The organism is Enterococcus sp. DIV0294, assembly GCF_050558155.1.
GTDB classification, from domain to species: domain Bacteria; phylum Bacillota; class Bacilli; order Lactobacillales; family Enterococcaceae; genus Enterococcus; species Enterococcus faecalis.
In genome coordinates, this window is the sequence record NZ_CP187889.1 from 627,230 (window position 1) to 643,672 (window position 16,443).

Annotated in this window: 17 protein-coding genes; 16 read left to right on the top strand and 1 reads right to left on the bottom strand. The window is 38.5% G+C overall.

Annotated elements, in window-relative coordinates; genetic code table 11:
• Positions 1 to 95: 95 nt before the first annotated feature.
• The 12 genes from IGJ20_RS03095 to cshA all read left to right on the top strand — a co-directional run bounded on the left by IGJ20_RS03095 (position 96) and on the right by cshA (position 12,890).
• Positions 96 to 1,409 carry a PTS sugar transporter subunit IIC gene (locus tag IGJ20_RS03095; protein WP_002358780.1) on the top strand — a complete coding sequence of 438 codons (1,314 nt, stop codon included), beginning with the start codon at positions 96 to 98 and terminating at the stop codon, positions 1,407 to 1,409.
• 25 nt (positions 1,410 to 1,434) lie between these two features.
• Entirely contained in the window at positions 1,435 to 1,734 is a 300-nt protein-coding gene (locus IGJ20_RS03100; RefSeq protein WP_041161670.1) for a hypothetical protein, read from the top strand.
• 8 nt (positions 1,735 to 1,742) lie between these two features.
• Positions 1,743 to 2,831 (top strand): DUF871 domain-containing protein, encoded by a 1,089-nt coding sequence (locus tag IGJ20_RS03105; RefSeq protein ID WP_014862140.1) that lies wholly within the window; start codon positions 1,743 to 1,745, stop codon positions 2,829 to 2,831.
• A gap of 8 nt (positions 2,832 to 2,839) precedes the next feature.
• Positions 2,840 to 3,949 carry an amidohydrolase/deacetylase family metallohydrolase gene (locus IGJ20_RS03110; protein WP_002355715.1) on the top strand — a complete coding sequence of 370 codons (1,110 nt, stop codon included), beginning with the start codon at positions 2,840 to 2,842 and terminating at the stop codon, positions 3,947 to 3,949.
• Positions 3,939 to 5,045: a DgaE family pyridoxal phosphate-dependent ammonia lyase gene (locus tag IGJ20_RS03115; protein WP_010707792.1), complete on the top strand. Its 1,107-nt coding sequence runs from the start codon at positions 3,939 to 3,941 to the stop codon at positions 5,043 to 5,045. The genes IGJ20_RS03110 and IGJ20_RS03115 overlap by 11 nt, the downstream gene beginning before the upstream one ends.
• Before the next feature lie 3 nt (positions 5,046 to 5,048).
• Positions 5,049 to 5,792, top strand: a complete 744-nt coding sequence (dagF, locus tag IGJ20_RS03120; RefSeq protein ID WP_002361094.1) for a 2-dehydro-3-deoxy-phosphogluconate aldolase — start codon at positions 5,049 to 5,051, stop codon at positions 5,790 to 5,792.
• 9 nt (positions 5,793 to 5,801) lie between these two features.
• The gene (locus IGJ20_RS03125; RefSeq protein WP_002415894.1) at positions 5,802 to 6,812 is read left to right on the top strand and encodes a sugar kinase; all 1,011 of its coding nucleotides are present in this window, start codon (positions 5,802 to 5,804) and stop codon (positions 6,810 to 6,812) included.
• Positions 6,813 to 6,905: 93 nt separating this feature from the next.
• Positions 6,906 to 7,934 (top strand): hypothetical protein, encoded by a 1,029-nt coding sequence (locus tag IGJ20_RS03130; protein ID WP_002363239.1) that lies wholly within the window; start codon positions 6,906 to 6,908, stop codon positions 7,932 to 7,934.
• Positions 7,931 to 8,377 (top strand): YaiI/YqxD family protein, encoded by a 447-nt coding sequence (locus IGJ20_RS03135; RefSeq protein ID WP_014862141.1) that lies wholly within the window; start codon positions 7,931 to 7,933, stop codon positions 8,375 to 8,377. The genes IGJ20_RS03130 and IGJ20_RS03135 overlap by 4 nt, the downstream gene beginning before the upstream one ends.
• 140 nt (positions 8,378 to 8,517) lie before the next feature.
• A complete protein-coding gene (locus IGJ20_RS03140) occupies positions 8,518 to 9,588 on the top strand; it encodes a D-alanine--D-alanine ligase (RefSeq protein WP_002355721.1) in 1,071 nt (356 codons plus the stop codon).
• Between the two features lie 78 nt (positions 9,589 to 9,666).
• Complete coding sequence (locus tag IGJ20_RS03145) at positions 9,667 to 11,040, top strand: UDP-N-acetylmuramoyl-tripeptide--D-alanyl-D-alanine ligase (protein ID WP_023895574.1); 1,374 nt, start codon at positions 9,667 to 9,669, stop codon at positions 11,038 to 11,040.
• Positions 11,041 to 11,342: 302 nt separating this feature from the next.
• Positions 11,343 to 12,890: a degradosome RNA helicase CshA gene (gene cshA, locus IGJ20_RS03150; RefSeq protein ID WP_002355724.1), complete on the top strand. Its 1,548-nt coding sequence runs from the start codon at positions 11,343 to 11,345 to the stop codon at positions 12,888 to 12,890.
• Positions 12,891 to 12,950: 60 nt separating this feature from the next.
• Here the strand turns inward: cshA and IGJ20_RS03155 are convergent, their stop codons facing one another.
• Positions 12,951 to 13,217: a hypothetical protein gene (locus tag IGJ20_RS03155; RefSeq protein ID WP_002379158.1), complete on the bottom strand. Its 267-nt coding sequence runs from the start codon at positions 13,215 to 13,217 to the stop codon at positions 12,951 to 12,953.
• A gap of 304 nt (positions 13,218 to 13,521) precedes the next feature.
• Here IGJ20_RS03155 and acpS point away from each other — a divergent pair, with 304 nt between their 5' ends.
• From acpS to IGJ20_RS03175, 4 genes are all read left to right on the top strand, one after another.
• Positions 13,522 to 13,875 (top strand): holo-ACP synthase, encoded by a 354-nt coding sequence (gene acpS / locus IGJ20_RS03160; protein ID WP_002379159.1) that lies wholly within the window; start codon positions 13,522 to 13,524, stop codon positions 13,873 to 13,875.
• A 29-nt stretch (positions 13,876 to 13,904) separates the two neighbouring features.
• Positions 13,905 to 15,020: an alanine racemase gene (gene alr, locus IGJ20_RS03165; RefSeq protein WP_002394309.1), complete on the top strand. Its 1,116-nt coding sequence runs from the start codon at positions 13,905 to 13,907 to the stop codon at positions 15,018 to 15,020.
• Positions 15,021 to 15,035: 15 nt separating this feature from the next.
• A complete protein-coding gene (locus IGJ20_RS03170) occupies positions 15,036 to 15,413 on the top strand; it encodes a type II toxin-antitoxin system PemK/MazF family toxin (RefSeq protein ID WP_002355729.1) in 378 nt (125 codons plus the stop codon).
• Between the two features lie 321 nt (positions 15,414 to 15,734).
• Positions 15,735 to 16,430, top strand: a complete 696-nt coding sequence (locus IGJ20_RS03175; protein ID WP_014862143.1) for a hypothetical protein — start codon at positions 15,735 to 15,737, stop codon at positions 16,428 to 16,430.
• Positions 16,431 to 16,443 lie beyond the last annotated feature (13 nt).

Below are 16,443 nucleotides of genomic sequence, written 5' to 3' on the forward strand. Positions count from 1 at the left end.
ATAAATAAGGATAAGCGTTTACATTATAATGTTACTATGTTATTATAAATGCGAAATAATTATTATTTTTATTAGTTGAACGGAGGAATTAACAAATGAATGGTTTTGTACAGTGGATGGAAGTTAAGTTAATGCCGATTGCGAATAAATTTGGTTCGCAACGCCATATGACAGCGATTAGAAAAGGATTAATTGCAACTATGCCTTTAACAATTGTGGGCTCATTCTTTACAATTTTTCAAAATATTCCAATTGAGGCATACACAAAATTGATTGAACCTTATCAAGCAATTTTAGATATTCCTTCCCGCTATACGATGGGATTACTTGCACTTTATGCAACATTTGGGATTGCTTCATCATTGGCCAAAAGTTATAAGCTTGACTCTTTGACGTGTGGAATTTTAGCATTAATGGCCTTTTTAGTAACAGCGGCACCACCAACACGTGTCTTTGAAGATGTTGACAACGTCATTACAGCGGGGCGCTATATTAATTTAGCAAATTTAGGTTCAGCTTCTTTATTTGGTGCGATTGTAACAGCGCTGTTATCTGTTGAAATTTATCGCTTCTTTATTGAAAAAGATATTATGATTAAGATGCCAGATGGCGTACCGCCTGAAGTGTCAAATTCATTTATTGCGTTAATTCCAGGAGCAGTTATTCTTTTATTATTCTGGGTTATTCGCCACGTAATTGGTTTTGATTTGAATGGTTTCTTGAGTACGTTATTAATGCCACTTAAAGGTATCCTTGCTGGTAACAGTTTATTTGGCGGCTTACTAACAGTCTTCTTAATCTGTTTCTTCTGGGTTTTAGGGATTCATGGTCCAGCGATTATGGGCCCAGTTATTCGTCCTTTCTGGGATATGTCGATTGCAGAAAACCTTGAAGCTTTTACCAATGGTGCAAACGTTCATCAGTTACCTAATATTTTTACAGAACAGTTTTTACAATGGTTTATCTGGATTGGTGGCGCTGGAACTACGCTTTCTTTAGTTGTTTTAATGATGTTTTCTAAATCAACGTATCTGAAAAGTCTTGGCCGTTTATCGTTCTTACCAGGCTTGTTTAATATTAATGAACCAGTTATTTTCGGAACGCCGATCGTAATGAATCCTATTTTAGGTATTCCGTTTATCGTGGCACCGTTAATTACCACAACGTTATCTTATTTCTTAACAGTCGCTAATATAATTCCGATGATGGCTGCACGCTTAGCGTTTGCAATTCCAGCACCAATTGCTGCTTGGATGAGTACCAATTGGAGTTTCTCGGCCGCAGTATTAGTGATTGTTAACTTCTTAATTACAATGGCTATCTACTATCCATTTTTCAAAGTTTATGAAAAACAACAATTGGATAAAGAAGCAGAAGAATTAGCAGCTGAACAAGCAGCAAAAAATTAAAAAATGTTAGGGCGGGTGTTCTGATATGAATTTCCTGCCCCTTCTAAGTCAGAGAAGAAAGTCAGGAGCGTATAAGATGATTATTTGGTTCATTTTCTTTTTTATCGTTAGTCAAATTATTATAGAAAAAAGGCAGTTGCCTACTGTTGTTTATCAATTTGGTTTGGTAAAGACGTTGGTTTTTACGGCAGTTTGTATTACTCTTTCCATGATAATTGGCGGATTTCTAAATCAATCAGTATTGCTCGTTGGCTCTACAACAATCCTGTGTAGCTCGGTGATTGCTTGGAAATTTCGAAATAAATTTGAAAATAACGGAGTGTGAGAACGAAGATGAAAAGAGCATTAGGTGTATCAGTTTATCCAGATCATAGTGATATCAATCAAGATAAAGCGTATTTAAAAAAAGCCAGCGAATGTGGGTTTACTCGAATTTTTATGAGTATGTTAGAAGTGACCGATGGCAAAGAAGCGGTTCAGAAAAAATTTAAAGAATTAATTAGTTATGCGAAAAATTTAGGATTTGAAACAATTTTAGATGTCGTTCCAAGTATCTTTGATGAATTGGAAATTTCATATGATGATTTGACTTTTTTCAGCGAATTAGGAGCTGATGGGATTCGATTGGATACAGGGTTTGATGGAAATAAAGAAGCCATGTTGACGTTTAATCCATTCGGCGTGGCTATTGAGCTGAATATGAGTAATGATGTTGCTTATCTTGATAACATTTTGACGTATGAAGCGAATCGACCTTTTTTATATGGTTGTCATAACTTTTATCCACAAGCGGGAACTGCATTGCCGTATGATTTCTTTGAAAAATGTAGCATCCGTTTTAAAAAGGAAGGTATTCGGACAGCTGCTTTTATTTCATCACAGGTAGGTGAAATTGGTCCTTGGGATGTAAATGATGGGCTACCTACTTTAGAAATGCATAGACAGTTGCCAGTCACTGTTCAAGCTAAACATTTATTTGCAACAAATTTAATTGATGATGTTGTTATTGGAAATGCTTATGCTTCCAACGAAGAATTAGAAGCATTGGGTCAGTTGAATCGTTATCAAACAGAATTGACCATTGTTTTTGCAGAAGCGACTTCTGAAATTGAAAAAGAAATCGTAACAAAAAATCAACATTTTCGCCGTGGAGATATCACTCAGCAGATGATTCGTTCCACAGAAGTGCGTAAAAAATATAAAAATGAAGCTAATCCCCCGCATGATAATCAAGCAATGCTACAACCTGGAGATGTTGTTGTGGGAAATGATACATTTGGAAAATACAAAAATGAATTACAAGTCGTTTTAGAACCACATCAAGACTCACGCAAAAACCGAGTAGGGCGTATTATAGAAGAAGAACTTGTATTATTAGAATTCATTAATCCTTGGACAAAATTTAGATTTATAGAAAAGTAGGGAAGAATATGGACTACGATTTACTTATAAAAAATGGACAGACAGTAGATGGTATGCCTGTTGAAATTGCAATTAAAGAGGAAAAAATAGCTGCTGTTGCAGCAACTATTTCAGGTTCTGCAAAAGAAACTATCCACTTAGAACCAGGTACTTATGTATCCGCAGGCTGGATAGATGATCACGTTCATTGTTTTGAAAAAATGGCTCTTTATTATGATTATCCAGATGAAATTGGGGTCAAAAAGGGTGTTACGACAGTGATTGATGCTGGGACAACAGGTGCTGAAAACATTCATGAATTTTATGACTTAGCGCAACAAGCAAAAACAAATGTTTTTGGATTAGTCAATATTTCTAAATGGGGCATCGTTGCTCAGGACGAACTCGCAGATTTAAGTAAAGTACAAGCGAGTTTAGTCAAAAAAGCGATTCAAGAATTACCAGATTTTGTTGTAGGGATTAAAGCCCGTATGAGTAGGACCGTTATTGGCGATAACGGCATTACGCCTTTAGAATTGGCCAAACAGATTCAGCAAGAGAACCAAGAAATTCCCTTAATGGTTCACATTGGATCAGCACCGCCTCATCTAGATGAAATTTTAGCCTTGATGGAAAAAGGGGATGTCCTAACTCATTGTTTTAATGGGAAAGAAAATGGCATTTTAGACCAAGCAACGGATAAAATAAAAGATTTCGCTTGGCAAGCGTACAACAAAGGGGTCGTATTTGATATCGGGCATGGTACGGATAGTTTCAATTTTCACGTAGCTGAAACAGCGTTGCGCGAGGGAATGAAAGCTGCATCAATTAGCACAGATATTTACATTCGTAACCGAGAAAATGGTCCTGTTTATGATTTAGCCACAACGATGGAAAAACTCCGTGTGGTCGGCTATGATTGGCCAGAAATTATTGAAAAGGTAACCAAGGCTCCTGCTGAGAATTTCCATTTAACGCAAAAAGGCACGTTGGAAATAGGTAAAGATGCTGATTTAACGATTTTCACGATTCAAGCAGAAGAAAAAACATTGACTGATTCTAATGGATTGACACGAGTAGCCAAAGAGCAAATTCGCCCAATCAAAACAATTATTGGAGGACAAATCTATGACAATTAGTTACGAAAAATTTCACTTAAAAGAAGTCATCAATGCTTCTGGGAAAATGACCATTCTAGGTGTCTCCAAAGTTTCGGAGGCAGTCCTCGCAGCTCAACGATTCGGCGGCGAACATTTCTTTGAAATGAGTGAACTTAGTGTACAAACAGGGGCCTTTTTAGCCAACTTGTTGAAGGTAGAAGATGCCCAAATCGTTTCCTCGGCTTCGGCGGGGATTGCCCAATCGGTGGCTGCCTTGATTGGAAAAGGCAGCTTGTACCACGCGTACCATCCCTATACAGAAAAAATCGAACAACGGGAGATTGTTTTACCTAAAGGGCACAACGTGGACTACGGCACGCCTGTAGAAGTCATGGTAGCGCAAGGCGGCGGCCAAGTGGTGGAAGCTGGCTACGCCAACATGTGCAGTCCAGAACACGTGGAAATGATGATTTCCGAAAAAACAGCGGCCATTCTATACATCAAAAGCCATCATACCGTGCAAAAAAGTATGCTGACGGTGGCCGAAGCGGCCAAAGTGGCGCAACGCCACAAGGTGCCGCTAATTGTTGACGCGGCAGCAGAAGAAGATCTTTTCAAATACACTGAAGCAGGCGCTGATTTGGTGATTTACAGCGGCGCCAAAGCCATCGAAGGGCCAAGTGCCGGTTTAGTGGTCGGGAAAAAAGAATACATTGACTGGGTGCGCCTACAAGGCAAAGGCATTGGTCGAGCAATGAAAATTGGCAAAGACAATATTCTAGGCTTTACGCAAGCAGTGGAAGAATATTTGGCGCATGGCAGTGAATCAGGGGCTTCGATGCAAGAACGCTTAAAACCGTTTGTTGAAGCTATCAACAACTTATCAGATTTAACCGCCAAAATCGTCCAAGATGGCGCTGGCCGAGACATTTATCGCGCCAGTGTCAAAGTGGACGGCAGAAAAACCGCTAAGGAAGTCATCCAAGCATTAAAAGCAGAAAGTCCAGCCATTTATACGCGAGAATATCAAGCAAACAATGGCATCATTGAATTTGACATTCGTTCTGTTAATCAAGAAGAAATGAACAAAATCGTGCAACGATTACAAGAAATTATGGACACAAAGGAGAAATAAGTCATGTCATTAAAACCTAATTATTTAGAAGAACGCATTTGTTTAAACGTTTTAGCCAATTCAGTAGAAAATGCCCAAGCCTGTTATGAAGCAGCAGAAGGGCATGTTGTGTTAGGCGTCCTTTCAAAAAACTATGAAACCGATGAAGCAGCCATTGACGATATGAAAAAATACCAAGCAGCAACCAACAACGCTTTATCTGTCGGCTTAGGGGCTGGCGATCCTAATCAAAGTCAAATGGTGGCTCGCTTATCAGAAGTTCTACAACCGCAACACGTGAACCAAGTCTTCACAGGTGTCGGCGCTTCGCGGGCCTTACTTCGTCAAGACGAAACAGTGATTAATGGCTTGGTTTCACCCACAGGCAAAGTTGGCTATGTCAACATTGCGACAGGTCCGTTAAGCTCTGGTGCGCCAGCGGCGGAAGTACCTATCGAAACCGCCATCAAATTGTTGAAAGACATGGGGGGCAGTTCCATTAAATATTTCCCGATGAAAGGCTTGGCTCACAAAGAAGAATATCAAGCAGTAGCAGCAGCTTGTGCCAAGTATGACTTTTACTTAGAGCCAACAGGGGGCATTGATTTAGAAAACTTTGAAGAAATTGTTCAAATTGCGGTGGATGCCGGCGTTAAAAAAATCATTCCTCATGTCTACAGCTCAATTATCGATCAAGAAACAGGGGACACTAGAACAGAAGACGTGAAAACGTTACTAACCATGATGAAAAACACATTGAATAAGTAGGTGGCAAAGATGAAAATTGCTGCGTTTGGTGAAGTCATGCTTCGTTTCACTCCGCCAGAGTATCTAATGTTAGAACAAACAGAGCAGTTAAGAATGAACTTTGTAGGGACTGGCGTAAATCTCTTAGCAAATTTGGCTCATTTTCAACTAGAAACAGCATTGATTACGAAATTACCTGCCAATCGTCTTGGTGAAGCTGGCAAAGCAGCGCTAAGGAAGTTAGGAATTTCAGATCAATGGGTAGGAGAAAAGGGCGATCATATTGGTAGTTTTTTTGCAGAAATGGGTTATGGAATCCGACCCACACAAGTAACTTATCAAAATCGCCATCAGAGTGCTTTTGGCATCAGCGAGGCGAAGGACTACGATTTTGAGGCCTTTTTAGCGGAAGTAGATATGGTGCATATTTGTGGTATTTCGTTAAGTTTAACTGAAAAAACTCGTGATGCTGCTTTGATACTTGCTCAAAAGGCGCATGCCTGTCAAAAGAAAGTTTGTTTTGACTTTAATTATCGACCTAGTTTGAATACAGCAAATAGCGCACTCTTTATGCGTCAACAGTACGAACGCATTTTACCTTATTGTGATATTGTTTTTGGCAGTCGTCGTGATTTGGTCGAGCTATTAGGTTTCATTCCGCGAGAAGATTTAGAAGGTGAGGCACAAGAAACTGAACTGATTCAGCGTTTCATGTCTCAATACAATTTGGAATGGTTTGCTGGGACAACGAGAAGTCATTCCCAAAATCAAAACTACTTAAGTGGGTATTTATATACCCAAAATGAGTACCAACAGAGTGAAAAAAGACCGCTTCTTAATCTTGATCGAATTGGCGCTGGCGATGCTTATGCGGCGGGAATTTTATATGGCTATAGCCAAAATTGGTCGTTAGAAAAGGCAGTTACCTTTGCCACAGTCAATGGGGTCCTTGCACATACGATTCAAGGAGATATTCCTTTGACAACGGTCAAACAAGTGAATCACGTTCTTGAGCATCCGAATATTGATTTAATTCGTTAAAGAAGAAAACCAGAAGAAAAGTCGTGTGTGGCTTTTCTTCTGGTCTTTTTTTCATTATAATTAAAAGAAACAGATTGCAAAGGAGGCAGCAGGATGAGTGTTGCACATCTTTTAACAGTTTTAGAAAATGATGAATTTATTGAACGGATTCAAAAACGACCAGAAGCGTTCATTGGAACGACTGGCTTAGTCGGCTTAGAAAATTTACTTGTTCAGACAATTAACGGTTTATTAGAGTTTTTCATTGAAAAGAATCAAGGGAAAATTGCTATACAGTTATCGCGTCAACAAATCTCTTTTCAGGTATCTTCCACACGACCGCTTGTTTTTGAACAAAAGCAAGTCGATTTAGAACCACCTTTTCTGTATTTATCTGTTTTACAAGCCTTCTCAAAACAAGTAGGAATCAGTATCGATCAAGAAAAACAGCGGACTATTTTTATTTATCATCAAGGGCAATTGAAAAAACGATTATTATTACCTATTGAAGAAACCCAGGAACGAATTGAAGTCTTGTTTTGGCCAGATACGCAAATTTTTGGTACAGAATCACTTTCTTATATGCGTGTTTTACAACAATGTCAACAGATTGCCATGTTGAATCCAGGCTTAAAGATTCTCTTAACACAAGAAGAGGAACAAAAAAATCTTTGTTATTACCCTAAAGGTTTAAGTAATTATTTATTTGAAAAAGATAACCCATTAACTAGAAAAGCTGCACCGATTATTCAAGCCAAGCAAACAGAATTGGCCCTTGTTCAATTTATTTTGAGTAAAAATCATGCGCCGCAAGTGCAAAAAACATTTGTTAATGGGCATTATCCCAGTCTTGGTGGAACCCACTATGAGGGCTTTCTTGATGGTGTAGTGGCCGCCTTTAATCAATTTTTAGAGGAGCAACATTATTCATTATCTGTGACAGCAGATAGTTTTTTAGCAGAATTTGATTTTGTTTTAGCCATTACGATACCAAAGCCCCGCTACACTGATGCAACGAAAACCATTTTAAGAAATACAGAGTTATATGAAGTGGTTAAAGAAGTCGTTTTTGACGAATTACAACACTACTTTCAACGTCATCCCAAATGGTTAGAGCAAGGAAGAATCGAGGGAAATGAATGAAAATTTTTGTCGATGGCGATGGTTCACCTGTGAAAGAGACGGTTATTGAAGTCGCTGTAGAGAAAGCTTTGGATGTGGTGATTGTTACTAGTGTAGATCATTATTCCTTAAAAGATTATCCAGAAAATGTCTCTTTTGTGTATGTTGATAAAGGAGCGGATGCTGCTGATTTTAAAATTGTGCAGTTAATAAAAAAAGGGGATCTTTTAATTACACAAGATTATGGCTTAGCTTCCTTGGTTTTGCCAAAAGGAGTGTCGGTTTTACATCAACTGGGTTATCAATATACGAAAGAAAATATTGATAGATTGTTAGAACAACGCTATTTTAGTGGCCAAATTCGGCGAAAAGGTGGCCGAACGAAAGGACCTAAACCTTTTACAGACAAAGATAGAATAACGTTTAAACAAGCCCTTATTGAGCTGGTGGAACGGAGTCTTTAGTAAGAAAAAGGCAAGCAAAAAATTTTTCCTTCACTAAATTTGCTTCTATTATGAAACTGGGTTTTATGCTAAAATAAGTAAGGATAATTTGAAAAATAATTTTTTCTAAAAGACAGGAAAGAAACTAGGAGGACAAGCATTTGAAGATTATTTTGTTGTATGGCGGCAGAAGTGAAGAGCACGATGTGTCTGTTTTGTCTGCATATTCCGTTTTAAATGCAATCTATTATAAATATTATCAAGTACAGTTAGTCTTTATTAGTAAAGACGGTCAATGGGTAAAAGGCCCTCTCTTATCTGAACGACCACAAAATAAAGAAGTTTTACATTTAACTTGGGCACAAACACCTGAAGAAACAGGCGAATTTTCAGGAAAACGAATCAGTCCTTCGGAAATTTATGAAGAAGAAGCGATTGTTTTCCCTGTTTTACATGGACCAAATGGTGAAGATGGAACAATTCAAGGATTCATGGAAACCATTAATATGCCTTATGTGGGCGCAGGTGTCTTAGCTAGTGCTAACGCAATGGACAAAATCATGACGAAATATCTTTTACAAACTGTTGGCATTCCACAAGTACCATTCGTGCCAGTTTTAAGAAGTGACTGGAAAGGAAATCCAAAAGAAGTCTTTGAAAAATGTGAAGGTTCTTTAATCTATCCGGTCTTTGTTAAACCTGCCAATATGGGTTCTAGTGTCGGAATTAGCAAAGCGGAAAATCGTGAAGAATTGCAAGAAGCATTGGAAGAAGCTTTCCGTTATGATGCCCGAGCAATTGTTGAACAAGGGATTGAAGCACGTGAAATTGAAGTAGCCATTTTAGGAAATGAAGATGTCCGTACGACTTTACCTGGTGAAGTGGTGAAAGATGTCGCTTTCTATGATTATGATGCAAAATACATCAATAACACGATTGAAATGCAAATCCCAGCGCATGTTCCAGAAGAAGTAGCTCATCAAGCGCAAGAATACGCTAAAAAAGCGTATATTATGTTAGATGGAAGTGGCTTAAGTCGCTGTGATTTCTTCTTAACAAGCAAAAACGAATTATTCCTGAATGAATTGAACACCATGCCTGGTTTTACTGACTTTAGTATGTATCCTTTACTGTGGGAAAATATGGGCTTGAAATACAGTGATTTAATTGAGGAACTGATTCAGTTAGCTTTGAATCGTTTTAAACAACGCCAAGAATTTTATAATAACTAAGAAGAAAAAATCACACAAGACTGGGACATGACAAGACTTTGGCATGTCCCAGTCCCTGTGTCAGAGGAGCAAAAAATAATGAAATTAACCTTCTGGGAAGTAGCGCAAGCGGTTGAAGCCAGTAATGATTGGCAACAATGGCCTGATTTTCCTTTAACAGGCATTGAATTTGATAGTCGTAAAATTGTGAAAGGAAACCTCTTTGTTCCTTTACAAGGTGAAAATGATGGTCATCGTTTTATTGAGAGTGCCATGGCTAATGGCTGTCAGGCCGCTTTTTGGGGACAGGATTTAGTCGATGCGCCGCAACAATTGCCTGTTTTGCATGTTACTGATCCACTGGTTGCTATGCAAAAATTAGCTACCTATTATTTAAATAAAATGCAACCGAATGTCATCGCTGTGACTGGCAGTAATGGAAAAACCACCACTAAAGATTTAATTGCTGCTGTGTTATCTGAAAAGTTTGTGACTTACAAAACGCAAGGCAATTACAATAATCAAATTGGCTTACCCTATACTATTTTACACATGCCTGATGAAACAGAAAAACTGATTTTAGAAATGGGCATGGATCATGCTCAGGAAATTTCTTTCCTTTCCAATCTGGCTCAGCCAGAAGTTGCCGCCATCACAATGATTGGCGAAGCCCATGTGGAAAATTTAGGCTCACGAGCGGGCATTGCACAAGCAAAAATGGAAATCGTAGATGGTTTAGCCAAAGACGGTAGTTTATTTGTGCCAAGCGATGAACCTTTGCTAGAACCATTGGTGGAAAAAGTCACGCAACAAGTGATTACTTTTGGTTTTAGCCAGGAAAGTCAACTTCAAGGAATCGTCACAAATGAAGCCAAAGAGCAAACCTCATTCAAAATCAGTGATACACAAATGACGTTTACGATTCCAGTGCCAGGAACCTATAATGTCACCAATGCATTAATCGCAATTGGCATTGGTCGGTATTTCCAATTAACGGATAGTGAGATTCAAAAAGGGTTGGCTACAGCGGAACTAACAAAGAATCGGACAGAATGGCTGAAAGCAGCGAATGGTGCCGAAATTTTAAGTGATGTGTACAATGCCAATCCGACAGCTATGGGTCTTGTTCTGGACAGTTTTAGCAAAATGTCCAAAGTAGGAAAACGAATTGCTGTTTTAGGAGACATGCTGGAATTAGGTCCTGATTCTGCTGCCATGCATCAAGAAATGGCGCAGCATTTAGCCCCAGATGCGATTGAAGAAGTCTTTTTATATGGTTCTGAAATGGCTTATTTAGCTGATAAATTGCAAGAAACCTATGCACCAGCTAACATTCATTCTTTTAAAAAAGAAGAAAAAAATGAGTTGATTGAAGCTGTCAAAAAAGTCTTACAGCCAGAAGATATGGTGGTTTTAAAGGGAAGTAACGGGATGGGACTTCGTGAAGTCATCGATGCACTTTTGGAAAAGTAAATAAGTTTCATAAAACTTGCTGAAAATAGGATTCTATGATAGAATGACCTATTGCCGGAAGATGACGAGAAAAATTGAATCGTAGTAAATAAAATAGATCTATTTCTATGTTTAATAATAAATGTGAAGCTGAACGACCACGTTTGGCTTTTCTAATGCCATAAGGTGAATTTTTCGGTGAAATCAGGAAAGAAGAAATAGTTGGCACACTATAATGGATTTCTTTTTAACAACTGAAAGTGAAGACACCTGAAACTAGGAAGAAATCGTTCTTTCCGAAACAAAATCTAGGAGGATATCATTTGAAATTTAAAGAACTTGGTTTAGCGCCAGAATTATTATCAGCGGTAGAACGCGCAGGCTTCGAGGAAGCAACCCCTATTCAATCAGAAACAATTCCGTTAGCGTTAGCAGGAAAAGACGTAATCGGACAAGCACAAACAGGAACAGGGAAAACCGCTGCTTTTGGCTTACCAATGCTTAACAAAATTGACGCAGACAACCGCGTTATTCAAGGATTAGTCATTGCACCAACCCGTGAGTTGGCTATCCAAACACAAGAAGAGTTATTCCGTTTAGGCCGCGATAAAAAGATTCGCGTCCAAGCCGTTTACGGTGGGGCTGATATCGGTCGCCAAATCCGTGGACTAAAAGATCGTCCACATATCGTTGTAGGTACACCAGGACGTTTACTAGACCATATTAACCGTCGTACCTTGAAATTAGAAACTGTTGAAACATTAGTTTTAGACGAAGCAGATGAAATGTTAAACATGGGCTTCTTGGAAGACATTGAAAAAATCATCTCACAAGTGCCAGAACAACGTCAAACACTTCTATTTTCAGCAACTATGCCGCCAGCAATCAAGAATATTGGCGTGAAATTCATGAAACAACCAGAACATGTGAAGATTAAAGCCAAAGAAATGACGGCTGATTTAATTGATCAATATTATGTACGTTCAAAAGACTTTGAAAAATTTGACATTATGACACGTTTACTAGACGTGCAAACCCCAGAATTGACCATTGTCTTTGGTCGGACAAAACGCCGTGTTGATGAACTTGCCCGCGGGTTAGAAGCGCGTGGTTACAAAGCAGAAGGCATCCATGGCGACCTATCACAACAAAAACGGATGAGCGTTTTACGTTCATTCAAAAATGGTAACTTAGATATCTTAGTGGCAACAGATGTAGCAGCACGTGGGTTAGATATTTCAGGTGTCACTCATGTCTATAACTACGATATTCCACAAGATCCAGAAAGTTATGTTCACCGTATTGGTCGGACAGGTCGTGCTGGTAAAGGCGGTATGTCTGTGACGTTTGTAACACCAAACGAAATGGGTTACTTACATGTCATCGAAAACTTAACGAAAAAACGGATGACACCATTACGTCCACCAACCGAAAAAGAAGCATTTAAAGGACAATTAAGTGCAGCTGTTGAAACCATCGAAAGTGATCTAGAAGAAAATGGTTTAGACAAATATCTAGAATCTGCTGAAGCGTTATTAGAAAAATATTCAGCGACAGACTTAGCTGCGTTATTATTAAAAACAGTAGCGAAAGATCCAGCAGATGCGGTTCCTGTAAAAATTACCCCAGAACGACCATTGCCTTCAAATAAAAAAGGCTTTAACAAAAATGGCCGTGGTGGTGGCGGTGGGAACAACCGTAATCGCAACCGTGGTGGCAATGGTAAAGGTGGCAGCTATCGTGGCAACAAAAACCATAAAGATGGCGACCGTAATTACAAAAATAGCGACCGCAAAAATAAAGATCAACGTGGCGGCAAACGTCATAACGATAAAAAACGTGGTTTCGTCATTCGCGAAAACGCCAAATAATCAAAAGAGCGAGTGTTCCGTCTATGAACGGAACACTCGCTCTTTTTTGGTAGATAATCGTTAAATAGAAAAACTTAAAAAAAGTAAAAAAGGCATCAAAATGATATAGAAAAAGAAAAACGCCAAAATTATCCAAGTTTTCAACGGGGAAGTTAGATTGAAAAGCTTCAGTTTTTGTTGTAGCAAATGAATGGTTAGAATCCAAACCAGTTGCAAGAGAAAAAATAGGCTGGGATTTTTAAAGAAGATTGGAAATATGTAGAGCAACAAAGTAAAAATAAACAGGGCGCAACGAAGTAACTTTTTTTGCCGAGAAGTTAAAGTCATACATTTTTCTCCTTTTTCTTTTTATTCTCCCATAAGTAGCCAAAATTTGCTATAAAATATCAGAACATCCGCTTAGTTTCCTGATTTTTTTCCGATACTTCTTAGTTGTTGTCTTACTTTTATAAAAATTCAGAAAAATTTTATAAAAATGTAAATAGGAAGAAAACGTATGGTACTTCAATTTGTGTGAGGATCTTGTAAAACATTATTTATTTTTTTAGCGAATCAGTGGAAAAATTTTGAAATTTTGTTAAAATGAAAGGTAATTCGGAGTAACTATATTAAATAGGAAGTAAGGCGGAAAATGATAAAGGGAATTGGTATTGACGCAGTAGAATTAAGTCGGATAAAACCGATTGTTGAAAAACAAGGATCGTTTATTCAACGGGTTTTAACACCTAACGAATTGACCCTTTTTGAAAAGTTATCTACAAAACGTCAAATAGAATTTTTAGCTGGTCGTTTTGCTTGTAAAGAAGCGTTTTCTAAAGCATGGGGCACAGGGATTGGCAAGGTTGGTTTACAAGATATTGAGGTGCTGACTGAAAAAACAGGTGCACCATACGTAGCAAACTCGCCCCATAATGGTAAAGTGTTTGTCTCGATTACGCACACAGAAACTATGGCGATTGCACAAATTGTTTTAGAAAGCGAATAATAGAAGCAACGAAGAAAGAAGGATGTACAATGGTCGTTGGATGGCATCGTCCTACACGGTTACATATCGATACGCAAGCAATTACTGAAAATGTCCAAAAGGAATGTCAACGTTTGCCAGAAGGAACCGCTTTATTTGCGGTTGTAAAAGCGAACGGCTATGGGCATGGCGCCGTAGAATCCGCCAAAGCGGCGAAAAAAGGTGGCGCGACAGGTTTTTGTGTCGCCTTATTGGATGAAGCAATTGAATTGAGAGAAGCAGGTGTTCAGGACCCCATTTTAATTTTGAGTGTGGTAGACTTAGCTTATGTGCCTTTATTGATTCAATATGATTTGTCTGTAACGGTAGCTACACAAGAATGGTTAGAAGCTGCTCTTCAACAACTAACGCCTGAGAGTAACACGCCATTACGTGTTCACTTAAAAGTCGATACTGGCATGGGACGGATTGGCTTTTTAACCCCGGAAGAGACTAAGCAAGCAGTGCGGTTTGTTCAATCCCACAAAGAATTTTTATGGGAAGGGATTTTTACTCATTTTTCAACAGCTGATGAAATCGATACAAGCTATTTTGAAAAACAATCAGGGCGTTTTAAGGCTGTTCTAGCAGTTTTAGAAGAGTTACCTCGGTATGTCCATGTTAGCAATAGTGCGACAGCGTTATGGCATCCTGATGTGCCAGGAAACATGATTCGCTATGGGGTAGCCATGTATGGATTGAACCCTTCAGGTAATAAGCTTGCCCCAAGCTATGGGTTAAAGCCGGCCTTACGTTTGACCAGTGAACTTATCCATGTAAAACGCTTAGCGGCTGGTGAAGGGATTGGCTATGGCGAAACCTACGTAACTGAAGCTGAAGAATGGATTGGGACAGTGCCAATCGGCTATGCAGATGGCTGGTTGCGTCATCTCCAAGGATTTACAGTGCTCGTGAATGGTAAGCGTTGCGAAATCGTCGGACGAGTGTGTATGGATCAATGTATGATTCGTTTAGCAGAAGAAGTTCCTGTCGGCTCAGTCGTTACATTAGTTGGAAAAGATGGCAATGAAGAAAATACGTTACAAATGGTAGCCGAAAAATTAGAAACCATTCATTATGAAGTTGCATGTACTTTCTCACAAAGAATCCCCAGAGAATATAACTAGATAGGAGGTTCCACTATGGTCAAACGCGGAGATATTTATTTTGCAGACCTTTCCCCAGTAGTGGGCTCGGAACAAGGTGGCGTCAGACCTGTCCTTGTTGTCCAAAATAACTTAGGTAATCATTTTAGCCCAACGATTATCGTTGCGGCGATCACAGCCAAAATGGCAAAGCCAAAATTGCCAACACATATCGGGATTAATTCTGATGAAACAGGCATTGAAAAAGATTCAGTGATTCTTTTAGAGCAGATTCGAACAATTGATAAGGGCCGCTTGAAAGAAAAAGTTTGTCATTTGAGACTTGATATTATGGAAGAAGTTGATCGTGCCTTAGGCATCAGTGTTGGACTTAGTAGCGATTCAGCCCCAGCAAAAGCAAATTCAGCTACATAAAGAACGATAGCTACTATGAAATCAACAAAGACGAATTGGATTTTTGAAAAAGCAACTGATTGAATTTGGTTTGCTAAACATAGTTTGAGTAAAAGCGAGAGGGATAGCCAAGTGGCATCTCTCTTGTTTTTTTGTTTTATATTTAAAAAATTAAAATATAAATATAAAATATAAAATTTTATCATTGTATTTTAAATAAAGTTGTTGGCAAGGCTCAAACGGAATGTTACAATCAATACTATATAGAGTTTTTAAAGAGCGTAACAGGTGATTTTACAAGTTTTGATTGTCGAGCGATGACATAAAGGAGATTATATTTGTATGATGATTGTTGTACTTTTAATGAGTAGTTGCTTATTTTTATTTGTAAGTTATCAATTGTATTTGCGATTACTTGTCGAAAAACTGGATTCAGAGGACCGGACATTAAAGAGGAAAATAAATTTCTATAAGTATCAGAAAAATAGTCGTTTAATGATTTATTTATTGTTTAGTGTTTGTCTACTTAGCGTATTATTGTTAGGAATTGTTTATACATATTATCAATTAAATCAACGAGATATCCGCATGGAACAACGGATCGAGCGTTTGGCACAAGGCCAAGCTACTCAAGGTGACAAAATAAAAAAACAAGCGATTAAAAAAACAGCCTTAAATCAGTTTTCCTGGAAGCAAGCTGTTTCGGCAGAATCGGCCGCTGTCTTGACTAATTATGAATTACAATTAGCGCGTGAATGGCGTCCTTACCTCGGAGAGACGAGTATCACAATGATTAGAAGTGAAAAAACACAAACCTTGACACTGTCTGTTTTTTCAGTTGGCTTAAGTTACCATGAATTTCAAACAGGCCAAGACAATATTGTAGCACTTATTGCAGCGTTGAATTCAGTCAAAGAAATCACCATGATTGATTTTAATTTTACTTATCGAGATCAAGAGCAAACCCTTGTCAAATCCATTGATACGTATGCTCGTGAGACGCTTGAAACAAATTTGGAGCCTGTCGTGATTAGTTAAAAGGACGAGAGAA